The 15867-nt window shown below is 68.6% G+C and carries 12 protein-coding genes and 1 pseudogene; 8 read left to right on the top strand and 5 right to left on the bottom strand.

Translation table 11 applies throughout. The features are described 5' to 3' along the window. Position 1: 1 nt before the first annotated feature. The 3 genes and pseudogenes from MFM001_RS01855 to MFM001_RS01845 all read left to right on the top strand — a co-directional run. Positions 2-595, top strand: a complete 594-nt coding sequence (locus MFM001_RS01855) for a class I SAM-dependent methyltransferase (RefSeq protein ID WP_116373572.1) — start codon at positions 2-4, stop codon at positions 593-595. A gap of 37 nt (positions 596-632) precedes the next feature. Continuing rightward, on the top strand, positions 633-875 hold the full coding sequence (locus tag MFM001_RS01850) for a type II toxin-antitoxin system Phd/YefM family antitoxin (RefSeq protein WP_116372966.1): 243 nt from the start codon (positions 633-635) through the stop codon (positions 873-875). Then, positions 872-1189 (top strand): annotated as a pseudogene (locus MFM001_RS01845) (PIN domain-containing protein); the annotation flags it as partial. The gene MFM001_RS01850 and the pseudogene MFM001_RS01845, both read left to right, overlap by 4 nt. A 79-nt stretch (positions 1190-1268) precedes the next feature. Here the strand turns inward: MFM001_RS01845 and MFM001_RS01840 are convergent. Next, the gene (locus MFM001_RS01840; protein ID WP_116372962.1) at positions 1269-2879 is read right to left on the bottom strand and encodes a cytochrome bc complex cytochrome b subunit; all 1611 of its coding nucleotides are present in this window, start codon (positions 2877-2879) and stop codon (positions 1269-1271) included. Between the two features lie 172 nt (positions 2880-3051). Here MFM001_RS01840 and MFM001_RS01835 point away from each other — a divergent pair, with 172 nt between their 5' ends. Beyond that, positions 3052-3540: a hypothetical protein gene (locus MFM001_RS01835; protein WP_116373571.1), complete on the top strand. Its 489-nt coding sequence runs from the start codon at positions 3052-3054 to the stop codon at positions 3538-3540. Positions 3541-3543: 3 nt separating this feature from the next. Here the strand turns inward: MFM001_RS01835 and MFM001_RS01830 are convergent, their stop codons facing one another. The 3 genes from MFM001_RS01830 to MFM001_RS01815 form a co-directional block, all read right to left on the bottom strand. Continuing rightward, positions 3544-4971 carry a YdiU family protein gene (locus tag MFM001_RS01830; RefSeq protein WP_116372960.1) on the bottom strand — a complete coding sequence of 476 codons (1428 nt, stop codon included), beginning with the start codon at positions 4969-4971 and terminating at the stop codon, positions 3544-3546. Positions 4972-5001: 30 nt separating this feature from the next. Continuing rightward, entirely contained in the window at positions 5002-5415 is a 414-nt protein-coding gene (locus MFM001_RS01825) for a type II toxin-antitoxin system VapC family toxin (RefSeq protein WP_116372957.1), read from the bottom strand. Between the two features lie 277 nt (positions 5416-5692). After that, complete coding sequence (locus MFM001_RS01815; protein ID WP_116373569.1) at positions 5693-6412, bottom strand: methyltransferase domain-containing protein; 720 nt, start codon at positions 6410-6412, stop codon at positions 5693-5695. A gap of 53 nt (positions 6413-6465) precedes the next feature. Here MFM001_RS01815 and MFM001_RS01810 point away from each other — a divergent pair, with 53 nt between their 5' ends. From MFM001_RS01810 to MFM001_RS01795, 4 genes are read left to right on the top strand one after another with little or no spacing between them, the layout of a single operon-like run. Then, positions 6466-7356, top strand: coding sequence for an alpha/beta fold hydrolase (locus tag MFM001_RS01810; RefSeq protein WP_238158847.1), 891 nt, complete (start codon positions 6466-6468; stop codon positions 7354-7356). After that, on the top strand, positions 7340-8209 hold the full coding sequence (locus MFM001_RS01805) for an SDR family NAD(P)-dependent oxidoreductase (protein WP_116372951.1): 870 nt from the start codon (positions 7340-7342) through the stop codon (positions 8207-8209). Before MFM001_RS01810 ends, MFM001_RS01805 begins: the two co-directional genes overlap by 17 nt. Beyond that, on the top strand, positions 8206-9768 hold the full coding sequence (locus MFM001_RS01800; protein ID WP_116372949.1) for an AMP-binding protein: 1563 nt from the start codon (positions 8206-8208) through the stop codon (positions 9766-9768). Before MFM001_RS01805 ends, MFM001_RS01800 begins: the two co-directional genes overlap by 4 nt. Then, complete coding sequence (locus MFM001_RS01795; protein ID WP_116372947.1) at positions 9765-10982, top strand: Ig-like domain-containing protein; 1218 nt, start codon at positions 9765-9767, stop codon at positions 10980-10982. Before MFM001_RS01800 ends, MFM001_RS01795 begins: the two co-directional genes overlap by 4 nt. On the opposite strand, the gene MFM001_RS01790 is transcribed toward MFM001_RS01795, so the two are convergent. Further along, complete coding sequence (locus MFM001_RS01790) at positions 10983-15791, bottom strand: cation-translocating P-type ATPase (RefSeq protein WP_116372945.1); 4809 nt, start codon at positions 15789-15791, stop codon at positions 10983-10985. Positions 15792-15867: the final 76 nt, after the last annotated feature.

The following is a 15867-nucleotide window of genomic DNA, read 5'->3' as shown; positions in this document are numbered from 1 at the left end:
GATGAGCGGACGGGCCTGGGATGCGTCGTACCGCGACGACCCGCCGCCGTGGGATATCGGCCGTCCGCAACCGGCAATAGCGCGACTGGCATCCGCGGGTGCGTTCGCCGGGGCGGTGCTCGACGCCGGCTGCGGCACCGGTGAGAACGCTCTGCATGTGGCCGCCCTGGGGTTACCGGTTGTCGGCGTCGACGTGGCGGAGACGGCGCTGGCGACGGCCCGGAAGAAGGCGCATGACCGCGGTCTCGACGTCGAGTTCGTCGCGGCGGATGCGTTGCGGCTGCGGCACTTTGGCCGCAGGTTCACCACGGTGCTCGACTGCGGGCTCTTTCACACCTTCGACGGCGACGAACGGCAGCACTATGCGGCGAGCCTGGCGTCGGTGATCGAGCACGACGGAACCCTGCTCGTGTTGTGCTTCAGCGACATTGGTCCTGACGTCGGCCCGCACCCGGTTAGTCGCGACGAGCTCACGGCGGCGTTCAATCCGGGCGCCGGGTGGACTGTGGCCGCCGTCGACGCGGAGCGGATTCAGACCAGGATTCACGGCCCCGACGGCGCACCGGCCTGGTTGGCGACCGTCAAACGGGCTTGAAGCTGCAGATTCCCAAAATTGTGCTACCGTGTAGCACATGGAGGTTGGTGTTCGGGACCTGCGTAATCGCACAAGTCAGGTGGTCGACGCGGTCAAGGCCGGCGAGCAGGTGACGCTTACGGTGCATGGTGAGCCGGTGGCCGATATCGTCCCGCACCGGCGCCGCCTCCGTTGGCTGTCGGGGGAACGTCTGCGAACCGAGTTGGCCGAACGCTCCGCCGACGCAGGTCTCACCGCCGAACTCGATGAACTTGTCGGCCAGACCCTCGATGAGCTGTGACTGAGGCCGAAGTCGGTCTTGTCGACACGTCGGTTTTCATCGCGCGTGAAAGCGGCCGTGCTCTTGCGAAACTTCCTGAACGCGTGGCACTTTCCGTCATTACGATCGGCGAACTGCAACTCGGTGTGATCAATGCGTCCGATTCGGCGACTAAAGCACGACGCGCGGACACCCTCGCCCTGGCGCGCGCGGCGGATCCAATCCCGGTCAGTGAAGCGGTGATGGTTTCGTGGGCGCGCCTCGTTGCGGACTGTCAAGTCGCCGGCGTGCACCGCGCAGTAAAGCTGACAGACGCTTTGATCGCGGCAACCGCGATCGAGCACGGTCTTCCGGTCATCGCCCAGGATGCCGACTTCGACCAGATCGCACGCGCTTGTCCCGCCCTGACCGTGATCAGGGTGTAGAGGGACGACGAGGCGCCTCGTCTTGCCGCTCCCGCAGCGCGGTGAGGGAACGTTGCGTGGATGCGTGAGCGGCTAAGGCGAGCGCTTCACGTTCGGATTCCGGGTCGGCGGTCAGCAGGCTGCCGGCTGGGGGAGCGCCGCCGGAGCCGAGCCTGTTCATCAGCTTGGGTACCGGCGCGCCTTGGTATTTCAGCGGGGTTGGAGCGAGCGGCTGGTGCACTTCGATGTAAGCGCCATGCGGCAACCGCTTGATGATGCCGGTTTCGATGCCGTGCTCGAGCACGTCCCGGTCACTGCGCTGCAGCCCCACCGCCCAGCGGTAGGTGATGTAGTAGACGATCGGCGGCAGGACCACCATCCCGATCCGCCCGATCCAGGTCGTCGCGTTCAGCGAGATATGGAACTTGTGGGCGATGACGTCGTTCATCGCGGCGAGCGTGAGCACCAGGTAGAAACTGATCGCCATCGCGCCAATTGCCGTGCGCACCGGCACATCCCGGGGTCGCTGCAGCAGATTGTGATGGGCGTGGTCACCGGTCACCTTCCGTTCGATCCAGGGGTAGACCAGCAGTGCGGTCACCACCGTGCCGAGCACTGCGACGACGCCGACGACCGCGGAGATGGTGTAGCGGCCGAGGTAGATCTCCCAGGCCGGCCACAGCCGCATCAGGCCCTCGGTCCACATGAGGTAGAAATCGGGCTGCGAACCCGCGGAGATCTGAGATGGCTTGTAGGGCCCCAGGTTCCAGATCGGGTTGATCTGTAACAGGCCACCCATCAGGCCCAGCACGCCGACGATCATCGCGAAGAACGCGCCGGATTTGACCGCGAACACCGGCATCACGCGGACCCCGATGACGTTGCGCTCGGTGCGGCCCGGGCCGGGGAACTGGGTGTGCTTTTGGAACCACAGCATCGCCAGGTGAATTGCGATGAGCGCCAGGATGATTGCCGGAATGACCAGGATGTGCAGGGCATACAGCCGAGGGATGATCGCGTCGCCGGGGAAGTCGCCGCCGAACAGCGCCCAGTGCAGCCAGGTGCCGACGACGGGCAGGCCGAGCGTGATCGAGGACAGCGCCGTGCGTAACCCGGTCCCAGAGAGCAGGTCGTCGGGCAGCGAGTAGCCGAGATAACCCTCGGCCATCGCGAGAACGAGCAGCGCTACCCCGGTGACCCAGTTGGCTTCGCGCGGGCGGCGAAACGCGCCGGTAAAGAATACCCGCGCCAGGTGCACCATGATCGCGGCGGCGAACATCAGTGCGGCCCAATGGTGGATCTGGCGCACGAACAGCCCGCCGCGCACCTCGAAACTGATGTCGAGCGCCGATTCGTAGGCCCGCGACACCTGCACGCCGCGCAGCGGCTGGTACACGCCGTTGTAGGTGACCTCGGCCATCGACGGGTCGAAGAACAGCGTCAGGTACACCCCGGTGATGAGCAGGACGATGAAGCTGTACAGGGCGATCTCGCCCAACAGGAATGACCAGTGCGTGGGGAAGACCTTGTTCAGCTGGCGGCGCAGCGTGGCCGAGGGGTGATATCGCGAATCGATCGCAGTGCCCAGATTCGCCGCAGTATCAGCATGTTTCGGACTCATAGCGCCGGTCCTCCGTCGTTGGGTGACGCGCAGCCGATCTCCTACACGACGTAATACTACCTATTGTAGTAGCCATGCGGAAGCCCTTTGCGTGTTTCAGGGACCTAACGATTTCGTGCATCACGGCGTGGACACTCGCCTGATCGGGGCAGCAATGGTCTGGTGGAAAGCGATGCACCCCATCCGCCTTGCTGTCGCCGCGACGGTGTATTCGGCTCTGTTGGTCGCCGGGACACCGTCGGCCATCGCCGCGCCCGCCAGCGACGGTCAAGGTTTCGTCGACTCCGTGGCGCGGTGCACCGCGCCCGACACGGCGGTCGCCTTCGGCGACACCGAGACATCGCGCGTGGCTATCTGTAAGACGCCGGGCGGTCAATACGAGTATCGCGGAGTTCGGGTGCGCGACGGCGCGAAGCTGATCGTCCCCGCTACGCAGTCCGGCGAGGGGAGATTCGTCGCTGAGAACGACGGCATCACCTACACGGTCACCGCGAGTTCTCTGGTCGTCAGCGCGGGCAACCAGGTGATCCGCGAGGAACCGATGGTCGACTTCCACTCGCCGCAAACGCCGCCACCGCCGGCAGCGACGTCAACCCCGACGACTACTCCCGCGGCGCCGTTGCCGCCACCGTTGCCCGCCGAGGAGGGTGGCAGCGGCTAAGTTTCAAGTGCCGCAAAAGGTTTGGTACGGACCGAAGTCCTCCGGGGCGGGGGCAGCGTAGCGCTCGAATCCCGGCCGTTCCGCATACGGCGCGGACAGCGCCGCCAGCAGCCGCTCGAGCGGTGCCAGATCACCTTCGGTGGCCGCGGCCAGCGCTTCCTCGACGAGATGGTTGCGGGGGATGTAGACGGGGTTGACGCGGTCCATCGCCTCGGCGTCCGGATCGAGAGCCCGCCAGCGCGCCAACCAGTCATCGAACCCAGGCAGGTCAGCTGCCTCGCCGCGTGCCGCTCGGCTGAGCCGGCGGAAGAACGACGTGTAGTCGACCTTGTTGTGCTCCAACAATTCGGGCAGCTCGCTGATCAGTTCGTCGGCGTCGTGGGACAGGCCGAGTTTGGCCCGCATGCCGGCTGACCACCCGGCGTCGTAGCGCGGCCGGAAACTGCTCAGCGTCTCCACGGCAACCGCGACCGCCTGCTCTCGGTCATCTGCGAGCAGCGGAAGCAGCGCCTCGGCGAACGCGCCGAGGTTCCACTCGGCGATGGCCGGCTGGTTGCCGTAGGCGTAGCGGCCCCAGAAGTCGATCGAACTGAACACCGTGGCCGGGTCGTAGGCCTCCATGAACGCGCACGGGCCATAGTCGATGGTCTCGCCCGAGATCGTCATGTTGTCGGTGTTCATCACCCCGTGCACGAACCCGACCAGCATCCATTGCGCCACCAGCGACGCCTGGACCGCGATCACCGCTTCCAGCAGCGCGAGATAGGGCTGCTCGGCCTGCGCGGCGCGCGGGTGGTGGCGGGCAATCGCGTGGTCGGCCAGCCGGCGCAGCAGGCCGACGTCGCCGCTCATTGCGGCGTACTGGAAGCTGCCCACCCGCAGGTGGCTGCTGGCGACGCGGCACAGCACGGCTCCGGGCAACGCCGTTTCGCGTTGCACCGAGCGCTCGGTCGCCACCACGGCAAGCGATCGGGTCGTCGGGATACCGAGGGCGTGCATCGCCTCGCTGACCACGTACTCGCGCAACATCGGGCCGACGGCGGCCAACCCGTCGCCGCCGCGCGCGAACGGCGTGGGCCCGGAGCCCTTGAGGTGAAGGTCGCGCCGCCGGCCGTCGGCGTCGACGAGTTCGCCCAGCAGCAAGGCCCGCCCGTCGCCGAGCCTCGGCACGTAGCCGCCGAACTGATGCCCGGCATAGGCCTGCGCAACCGGATCGGCGCCGTCGGGAACCAGGTTGCCGACCAAAAAGCGCAAGCCGTCGCCACTGCGCAGCCACGCGGCGTCAAGACCGAGTTCGGCGGCCAGCGACTCGTTGAGCACGAGCAGTCGCGGCTCGGGAACCGGTTCGGCTTTCCACGGGATCGCCAACTCCGGCAGCTCACGGCGAAAGCAGTCGTCCAGGACGACGCTCGTCTGCGGTGTAACGCTCACCTCATCGAGAGTACGGAGGCACAACCATGGTCAGACGCTGACGATTGTCAAGAAGTCGTCGAGGCCTCGAAGGTCGTCAACGTTGCGCGTATAGAGAGGAAGCTTGGCGGCGAGAGCGGTTGCAGCGATCAACAGATCGACGGCACGCGGCCCGCGTGCTTTGCGGCCGCTGGCGGCGACGGCCGCAAAAATGCGCCCATAACATCTCGCCGCCTCGCCGTCGAACGGCAGTGGATCGAACGTAGCTTCGGCGCGCTGTAGGCGATCTTGACGCCGCGCTCGCTCGTCGTGGTCACTTGTTGCGTGCGGTCCCGCCGCCAACTCCGCCATCGTGAGTGCGCTGACGACAAGCTCCCGCGGGAGCTGCTCGACGGCGATTCGATCGAGGTCGATTACGACCGACGTGTCAACGAGACCTCGCGGCGGGCGGGAGACTTCAGCCACGAGGCGCGATCTCTTGGCTAGCGCCCCGGTCGAGATCTGCTCGGAACCGGTCAAACTCCACCCGGGGAGCACCCCGGAACGCCGCGACCGCTGTCTCGGCGCTCACGAATCGATTCCGCCGCAACGGGGAAAGCTCACCAACCGGCACACCACTCCTGGTCACGACGAAGGATGCGCCTTGGTCAAGTTGGCGCATGATTTCGCCGCTGTTGTTGCGGAGCTCGCGCTGAGTGATCTCTCGAGTCACAGCCCCAGCGTAGCGCGCGTGCTACAACTTTCACCCGCGTTTCGCGCGCACCCACTGGATGGTGCTGAAGTTCTTGACCCGCACGCTGACGAAGCCGTGGTCTTCGAGGATGTCGCCGAGTTCGTCGTCGTCGAACACGTGAGCGCCGGTGTTGGGCAGCATCCGCCAGAACCGGGCGGCCCGCCCCGCAGTGGGCACCATGACCGCGAGCCGCCCGCCCGGTCGCAGTACCCGCGCGATTTCCGCCAGCGCCGCCGCGGGCTCCGGTATCAACTGCAGCACGGCGATCGACACCACCGCATCGACGGTGTCGTCGCGCAACGGAAGGCGTTGTGCGTCGGCCCGCAGAAAACCAACCTGCGGCCCCGATTCGGCGCGCACCGCGCGGGCCAGCATCGGTTTGGAGATGTCCACACCCAGTGCCAGCCCGTCGGGGCCGGCCGCCCGCGCCAGTGACGCGGTGACCGTACCCGGGCCGCAGCCGACATCCAGCGCGGTCCCGCCGGGCGGAATGTTCAACCACTCGACGGGGTGCTGCCAGGCGCTGAGCAGCCGCCGCGCGACCGTCTGGGCGTTGTCGTAGAACAGCGACCCGATCGGCGACGCCCACAGCGCCTGAATCGCGCCGGTGTTCGTCGGCACCGCCGAGTCGTCCAGCAGATCGAGATAGCCCGTGCTGACGTCGGGTTCGGCGGGCGGATCGGCGAGCAACTCCAGCGCGCGCCGCAACGCCGGCGGCAAATCGGTCATGTGCATCCCTCCCGTCGGGGAGCCTACGCGCGAATCTCTGTCAGACTTTGAGCATGAGTTCGGTGTCACGGCTGCTCGAGGAGTACCGGGCTTCCGGACGATCGTTCACCGCGGACGGCATCTCGTCGTTCGTGCTCGACGACGGCCCGCGCGATGCGCCGCCGGTGGTGTGCGTGCACGGGGTACCCGCGTCGGCGTACCTGTACCGCAAGGTGGTTCCCGCGCTGGCGCGACGGGCTCTGCGCGGCATCGCCGTCGACTTGCCGGGGCTCGGCCTGGCCGAGCGGCCGAAGGATTTCGACTACAGCTGGAGCGGACTGGGCCACTGGCTGCTCTCGGCGCTCGATGCGCTCGAACTGGAGCGATTCCACCTGGTGCTGCACGACATCGGCGGGCCGGTGGGATTCGAGGTGGCACACGCGGTTCCGGACCGCGTGCTGTCGATGACCTTACTCAACACGATCATCGCGGTCGAAACGTTCCATCGACCCTGGCCCATGGAGCCGTTCGCGCATCGGGGCCTCGGCGAGGCCTGGCTGCAGTCGATGCGCGTCCCGGGCGCGTTCGAGGCGATCATGCGGATGGTCGGGGTCAGCCGCAACGTGCCGCTCGCCGAAATCTCTTGCTGGAAGCCACTATTGTTCGGCGACGACGGCGGTCGGGCGTTCCTGAAGATCATGCGGGGCTTCGAACTCAACGCCGAAGCTCAGCGTCGCTATTTGGCGGCGCTGCGTAACGTGCCGTATCCCGTCCAGATCGTCTGGGGGATGCGAGACCGGATGCTCAGTTGGCGCCGCCACGGCGTGCAGGCCCAGCTGGCCACCGGCACTGCGCAGGTAACCTTGTTGCCCGCCAAGCATTTTCTGCAAGAGGACTGCCCGGAGGAGATCGCCGCGGCGGTGCATCGATTCGTCGAACAGCGGGCCGATGAACGTGGCAGCTAAGACGATCGACAAACTGGCCAACCCGGCGCGCATCACGGATCCGGACAGGTTGCGGCGCGCCGTCGCGGGCAAGACCGTGCTGGTGACCGGAGCGTCGTACGGAGTCGGCGAGGCCACCGCCCGCGCGTTGGCCGCCGCGCAAGCGACGGTGCTCGCGGTGGCCCGCTCGGCCGACCGGCTCGACGACCTCGTCGCATCGGTCACCGCGGGCGGCGGACAGGCGTTCGCCTACCCAACGGATCTGAGCGACGAAACCGCCGTCAGCACGTTGGCGACACGGATCAGCGACGAGCACGGCCCGATCGACGTCGTGGTGAGCAACGCCGGCAAGTCGTTGCGCCGCTCGCTGTGCCACCAGTACGACCGGCCGCACGATTTCCAGCGCACCATCGCGGTCAACTACCTGGGTCCGATTCGGCTGCTGCTCGGGGTGCTACCCGCGATGCGCCAGAACCGTGGCGGGCACATCGTCAACGTTTCCAGTGTCGGTGTCCGCGTTCCGCCGGCCCCGCAGTGGGGCGCCTACCAGGCGTCCAAAGGTGCGTTCGACCGCTGGTTACGCAGTGTCGCACCGGAATTGCGCGTCGACGGCATCGACGTCACGTCGATCTACTTCGCGATAGTTCGCACCCGGATGATCGAGCCGACGCCGTTCTTGCGCAGGGTGCCGGGACTGGATCCGCACCAGGCCGCCGACGTGGTCGCCAAAGCGATCGTCGAACGGCCGCGCACCATCGCCCCGGCGTGGACGTGGCCCGCCGAAGTCGCCTCGGTGGTGTTGGCAGGCCCGATCGATCGGGCGGCGCGCCTCTGGTACCGCAACGTCGTCGACTCCGATCGAGGCCCGCGATGACGGCCATCGGGGTGGCCGCCGCCGCGGCGCGCGCCCTGTTGCGGTCTCGACTGCTCAGCCCGCCCGGCCCGGCTGCGCTGGCCCGCGTCTTGAACGAGGTGCGTCGTGGCGGGATGAACACGTTCACGCTGCTGGCGGTTACGGCTGCGCGATGGCCGAACCGGACCGCGGTGATCGACGACGACGGCGCCGTCAGCTACCGCGAAATGCAGTCGAACACCGAGGCGTTGGCCCGCGAGTTGCAGCGCCGGGGCGTTCAGCCCGGCCAGGCGGTCGGGGTCATGTGCCGCAACGGACACCGCTTCGTCGAGGCAGTGTTCGCCGTCGCCTTGGTCGGCGCCGACGTCGTGCTGGTCAATACCGAATTCAGTGCCGACGCGCTGGGCGCCGCGCTGAGCGCACATCAGATCGAAACCGTGGTCTGCGACAGCGAATTCACTGAGCGGGTGCAGACCGCCGACGGGTCGGTCACCGCCGTCGACGCGGCCGCAACCACAAAGCCGGATTCACGACCCAGGGTGGGGCCGGGCGGGCGCATCGTGCTGCTCACCTCAGGCACGACGGGCAAGCCCAAAGGCGTGCCGCGGGCGCCGCGGATCAATCCCGGAGTGGTGGGCGTCGGCGTGACAATCCTCGAACGCACCGGCCTGCGGGCCGGCTCCCGAATTGCGGTAGCAGTACCCATGTTTCACGGTTTGGGCCTGGGCATGACGATTCTCACCGTGGCCTTGGGCGGCACGATACTCACCCATCGCCGTTTCGACGCCGAGGCGACGCTGGCGCAGGCGTCGCTGCATCGCGCGGACGCGTTGACGGTAGTGCCGGTGATGCTGACGCGCATCCTCGAGCTACCCCAGGCGGTGCGGGCCCGAAATCCGGTGCCCTCGCTGCGGGTTGTGCTCTCCAGCGGCGCGCGGCTGGAACCCGGCCTGGTGCGACGGTTCGCGGACACTTACGGCGACATCCTCTACAACGGTTACGGCTCAACCGAAGTCGGTATCGGCGCCTTGGCAACCCCGGCCGATCTGCGCGACAACCCCGAGACCGTCGGACGACCGTCGCTGGGCTGCCGGGTGCGGGTCCTCGACGACGACGACAAGCCAGTCGCCCCGCATGTCACCGGACGGGTCTTCGTCGGCGGCGAATTGACGTTCGAGGGCTACACCGGCGGCGCCGCCACGTCCGTCGTCGACAACATGACCGGCACCGGCGACATGGGTTACTTCGACGAATCGGGCCGGTTGTTCATCGTCGGCCGCGCAGACGACATGATCGTGTCGGGAGGCGAGAACGTCTATCCTCGCGCGGTGGAGAACGCTCTCGCCGAGCATCCCGACATCACCGACATCGCAGTCGTCGGCGTCCCCGACGAAAAGTTCGGTCAACGACTGGCAGCGTTCGTGGTAGCGAAGGCGGGCAGTGGCCTCGACGAGGCAGCGCTACGGGAGTACTTGAAGGACAAGGTGTCTCGCTTCGAGCAGCCGAGGGACATCAGCGTCGTCGAGGCCATTCCGCGCAATCCCGCCGGCAAGGTCCTACGAAACGACTTACCGACATGAACCTCCGCGTGTTGGTGACTCTTCTCGTCGCGGCGCTGAGCATCTTTCTGGCAGCGTGCGGCAGTGGCGACAAAACACACCCGCCGGACGCCGCGGCACTGCATGCACCCGCGAAGGTGACGATCAAGCCGGCACCCGATGCCCGCAACGTCGACCCGCTGGAACCCGTGTCGGTGAGCGCCGAGTCCGGGACGCTGACCGATGTGCAGATGGTCAACGACAACGGCAAGCATGTGCAGGGCGTCGTCACGCCCGACCACGTGTACTGGCATCCGGTGGAGCCGCTCGGATACGGGCGCACCTACACCATCACCGTCGCCAGTCGCGGAGAGGGCGGAGTTCCGGCGACTCAGGTGTCGAAATTCTCAACCCTGATGCCGCGCAACCAAACCAAGGTGACGTTCCGCAGTCCGTCCGACGCAGCGTTACAGGATGGCGGCACGTACGGCGTCGGGATCGTGATCGCGGCGCACTTCGACGAGCAGATCAGCGATCGGGCCACCGCCGAGCGCCAGTTGGTCGTGACGACCACGCCGCCGGTGCAGGGTTCGTGGTATTGGGTCGACGACCAAAACGCCCACTGGCGTCCCGAGCGCTATTACACGCCGGGCACCAAGGTAACCGCCGAGGCCAAAATCTACGGAATTGAGTTGGGCAAAGGGCTTTTCGGGCAAGAAGACACCAAGGTCTCGTTCACGATCGGCGACGCGCACATTTCCGTCGCGGACGACACAACCAAACAAGTCAGCGTGTTCGACAACGGCCGGCTGGTGCGCACCATGCCCACATCGATGGGGATGGGCGGGACCGAGCAGATCAACGGCCGCACTCTGTCGTTCTGGACCCCGCCGGGCACCTACACCGTCTTGGACAAGGGCAACCCGGTGATCATGGATTCGTCAACCTTCGGGCTGCCCAAGAACTCTCGCCTCGGCTACCGCGAGACCATCCACTACGCGGTCCGGATCAGCACCGACGGCATCTATTTGCACCAGCTCGACGACACCGTGTGGGCGCAGGGCAGCGTCGACACGTCGCACGGATGCCTGAATCTCAACGGCGAGAACGCAAAATGGTTCTTCGACTTCTCCCAGCCCGGCGATGTCGTGGAAGTGCGCAACACCGGCGGTCCGCCGCTACAGCTGTCCCAGAACGGCGACTGGACCCTTCCGTGGGATCAGTGGCGGCAAGGCAGCGCACTGCGCGGACAGTGACTACTCGACGAGGTGTAGCCGCGGCGCATCGTCGGGCACGGCCGGTGTTTCGTCGCTGGTTGTCTTGATCAGCCAGTTGGGGGCCACGATCGAGACGACGGTGGCCGCCGCGGTGGAGCCGATCACGCCGGTCCACGCCACCGGACCCAGCGGTGTGCAGCCGAAGAAGTGGCTGATGCCCGGCGTCTGGACGATGCCCACCAGCACAGCCGCGCTGCCCAGCGCCGTGGCCACCACCAGCGGGCTGTGCCGACGGGCGAGCAGCGTCTGCGCCAGTTGCGTACTGACCAGAGCCGTCAGTCCCATTGTCGCCGTGCGCCTTTCAGTGCCCGGTGTCCAGCGTCCGATGGCCCAGGCCGCAGTCGCGCCGGCGGCCGTGACCGCGCCGCGGCTGATGATCTGGCGCATCAGCGGCACGTCGAGCGACGGCGCCGGGTCGGTCAGTATCGCGCGCTGATACGCCCATCGCGCCGCGTCCGCATCCTGGTCGTCTGCCTCTTCGGGTTGCGGGTATTGCGGCGTGACGGCCACCGCCAGCGCCGGGAACATGTCGGTCAGCAGGTTCACCAACAGCAGTTGACGCGTCCCCACCGGTGCCCGGCCTACGCCGAACGCCGTCCCGATGATTGTGAAAAGCACTTCGCCGACGTTGCCGCCGACCAGCATCGTCACCGCATCACGCACCCCGGCCCACATCCCGCGGCCCTCGACCAGGGCGTCGAGCAGCACGCCCAGATCGTCCTCGGTCAGCACCAAGTCGGCGGAGCCGCGGGCGGCCGACGAACCCCGACCACTGACCCCGATCCCGACGTCGGCCATCCGGATCGCGGCCGCGTCGTTGGCGCCGTCGCCGACCATCGCGGTGACCCGTCCACAGCGCTGCAGCGCCGCGACGATCTGCACCTTCTGCTCGGGGCTGACTCGCGCGAACACCTGGACGTCGGCGGCCAGTTTGGTGCAGGCGTCTTCGTCGAGGCCGGCGAATTCGGCGCCGGTGACCACCCGCGCGTCGGACGGTAGACCCAATTGGTGGGCGATCGCCCGCGCGGTCACCGGGTGGTCGCCGGTGATCAGCACGACTTTGCGCTCGGCGTCCAGCAGCGCTTCGACCAGCGGCCGTGCCGAGGGCCGCGCGGTGTCCGCCAAGCCGACATAGCCGAGCAATTCGAGGTCGTGCGCGGCGGCGTCGACGGCGTCGGCGTCGGTGTCGTCGTCGGACGTGCCGTGCTCCCAGCTGCGCTGCGCCACCGCCAGCACCCGCAGGCCCTGCTCGGCCAGGCTGTGCACCAAGGATTCCGCATGATCGAGGTCGGCCTGCGGATCGGCGAACCGGCAGCGCGGCAACACGACCTCGGGCGCCCCCTTGAGCATCAGCAATGGCTCGGCTCCGGTGGTGCCGATCGCGGCGGCGAAGCCGCGGCTGGACTCGAACGGGACCTCCGCGAGTAACGACCAATCCGAACTGTCAAGGTCATTGGCCGCGGTAAGGATGGCCTCGTCGGTGGCGTGGGCGTGTCCCTGTCCGTTCTGCGGCTGAGTGGACGCGCGGGCGGCGGCCCGCAGCACGTCGACGGCGCCCGGATCGGCCGGGGCGGGGAACGGACCCTGCGGGCTGGTGGCGCCCGGCACGGCCCGCACGACGCGCAGCCGGTTCTCGGTGAGCGTGCCGGTCTTGTCGAAGCACACGGTGTCGACGCGACCCAGCGCCTCCACGGTGCGCGGAGCGCGGACCAGCACCCCGCGCGCCGACAGCCGTCGCGCGGCAGCGAGCTGGGCCAGCGTCGCCACCAGCGGCAGGCCCTCGGGGACCGCCGCCACCGCAATGGCGACGCCGTCGGCGACCGCCTGACGCAGCGACGCCTGGCGTAGCAACGCCAAACCACTCACCGCGGCACCGCCGGCGAGTGTGAGCGGAAGGACCTTGCTGGTCAGCTCGCGCAGACGGGCCTGGATCCCGGCCGACGACTCGACGTCGGCGACGGCGGAAATCGCGCGCTGCGCCGCGGTGGCCGCGCCGGTCGCCACGACGATGGCCCGGGCGTGCCCCGCGACGATCGTGCTGCCCTCGAACAGCATGCTGGCGCGTTCGGTATCGGCGGCGGCTACGGGCTCGACCTGCTTGTCCACCGGCAGCGATTCGCCGGTGAGCAAGGACTCGTCGACCTCGAGGTCTTCGGCGACCAGCAGCCGCGCATCCGCGGGCACCACGTCCGGGGCGGCCAGGTCGATGACGTCACCCGGCCGCAGGGAACTCGCGGCGACCGTGACCGTGCGCTCGGTGTGCCGGGCCGCCTCCAGCCGGCGCCGTGTGGTCGCGACGGCCGGGACGACGACGCGGCGCGCGAGCTGGTCCTGTTCGGCGAAGAGTTCGGCGGCCGCGGCGTCGGCCCGCAGCCGTTGCACACCGCCGGTGATCGCGTTGGCGGTCATCACGCCGGTGACCAGAAGGGCGTCGATGTTGCTGCCGACGATCGCCGACGCCGCCGCTCCGACGGCCAGGATCGGCGTCAGGGGGTCGGCGAGTTCGGCACGCGTCGCGGCGGCCAGCCGCATCACCTGGGCCGCCGGTCTGCGTAGCGGCGACACCAGCGGGTTGTAGGACAGGTCTTCGAGGAATCGCCGCCACGGCGCCATCCCGGGCTCGACCGCCAACGGTCGCGCCCCGCGCGCCAGCCGCGCATAGACGATCTCCGGGTCCAGCGCATGCCACGCGGTCAGCGGTTGCGGAGTGGGATCGGGCAGCCGCATCACCTTGGTCGCCGAGAAGGCTCCGGACACCAGGGCGGTCGCGGCGGCGGCGTTGACCGGGTTGAGCCAGCGCCGCACGGCCAGCGGGCTGGTCGGACGCGAGTCGCCGGTGACCAGCAGCAGCCCCGCCAGTGTGCTGCCGCCCTGGGCGAGGCGCACCGCGGATTCGCTGGCCCGCCGGGCCGCGGGCAGGGCCGACAGGATGCGCACGGCCGCCGCGAGGTCGGTGCCGGTGATGATGTCGGCGGTCCACGGCGTGGCCGCCTGTGGATCGTCGAGCGCCACCCCGACGTCGGCGACGGCCAACGCCGCCAACGTGTCGGTCGACGCGAAGTCGCGGTGCAACGCGGTGATCAGCAGCACCGGTCCGCGATCGGAACGCAGCTCGCGCACCAACTTCAGCAGCGGCGTCCCGGCGGGATGGCTCTCCGCCACGCTGGCGGCCAGGTCCTGCGTGCCGGCGACATGCCGCAGCACTACCCGGGCACCGGTGCGGTGCGCGGTCTGCAGCAGCGCGATCGCGTACGGGTCGACCTCCCAGCCCACGTCGACGCTGCCGACGCATTCGCCGTCGACGATGAGGTCGGCGCGTTCGAGGCCCTGTGCGGGCGCCGCCGACGGGCCCTGCGCCTTGACCCAGCGCAGTCGGGCCCCGGTGGCCGGCAGTTCGTCGGGGTCGGGCTCCGGCGGCTGTTCGGCGTGCAGCAGGGCGTCGGCCACCTCGTAGACCCGGTCGTCGTCCCAGCCGGTGGCGTCCCCGCGCGCATGCAGGACCGCCCGGGCATCGCCGCGCAGCGCCGCGCCGTCGATCAGGATCACTTTGAGCCGGTCCAGGCGGCGCAGCGCGCCCGGGTCGAGGACCATGTGCCCGTCGTTCGCCAGCCCGCGGCCCAGGACGGCCGCGAATGTCTGTCGGCCCATGTGCGCGGCCTTGGGCACACCGGCCAGGATCGCCCCGGCGGCGTCCTCGGTGCCCCCGCCGCCGAGCAACGCACCTGCCGCGGCGACCAGCGAACCGTTGGCGGCCTGAGCCGAGTACTCCTCCACCGGTCCGGCCATCGACCCCTTCTCGGTGTCGATCGCGGCGTCGATGGCGCCGTCGACGACGACGTGTGACGCCTCCCCGGCGTCCGCGGCCGCCCAGCTGTGTCGCGGTGTGTGCGACCCGGGTCCGGCGGAGGAGATCACGGGCACGACGGGAGCTTGCGGCCGGTTGGGCGAGGCGAGCTCCGGCTCCCGGTGCCGCCATCTGTCGCGGTGCGCCACCGCCTCCGAGATCTGCAGGGCACGTTGCGCAAGGTCCAGCAGTGGTGTGCCGACCGCCTGAGTCAGCCCGTTCGCCGCCGCGGTGGAGGCGCTGAGCGCAATATCGGTGCCGACCCGGCCGAGCCGCGACTCGAGAAACGACACCACCCGGGGCTGATTGCTGAGGATCGCGGCCGCGGCGCGGGTGGTTCGCGGTGCGGCGGGCAGCCGGACAACCCAGCCGGTGACCGCGGCACCGATTGCCACGACGTCCATCGCCGCAGCGGTCAGCGGCACCACGAAGGCCAGCGGGTTACCCGGGTCGGCGAAAGGCGCGGTCCGTGGCGCGGCTTCCGATGTTGCCGGGGCCAAGTCGGCGGCCACCGCAGCGACCGTGTCACGCACGGCCTCCAAGACACTGTCGTCGTCTGCACCGTTTAGGTCGTCGTCGAGTTCGACCACCAGCCGGCCCAGCGCGCCCTCGACATGGGCGGCGGCCACGCCGGCAATCCTGCGAACCGGCTCCTCCACCACCGCCGCATGCTCGTACCAGCGGGGAAAGGGCAGCAGCGGGTCAAGGTCCAGATGCACCCGCCGCCCGCTTTGCCAGCGCACCGGCGGCCCGTCGTGGTCGGGGGAGCCGTTGTCGACGCCGATTATCCGGCCGGTCGATTCACTGACTGTCCGCAAAGCCGGCCCGGTGAGCGTTTGCACGGCCCCCGCGGCCCCGGCCGCACTTTGTACCCCGGCGCGCAACACCTGCACTGCTCCGTCGGTCAGGCCACCTACCACGGTGGCCACACCGGGAACCTTCATTCCTCTACCCTTCGATGGTTTCTTGGGGCGTCTCGGGCGCTTTACCCAGCACCTTCCACGAATAGTCCACGACTAC

Source organism: Mycobacterium sp. MFM001, assembly GCF_003402475.1.
GTDB lineage: Bacteria > Actinomycetota > Actinomycetes > Mycobacteriales > Mycobacteriaceae > Mycobacterium.
Note: the sequence above shows the minus strand (reverse complement) of the source record. Positions and strands in the feature narration are given on the sequence as shown.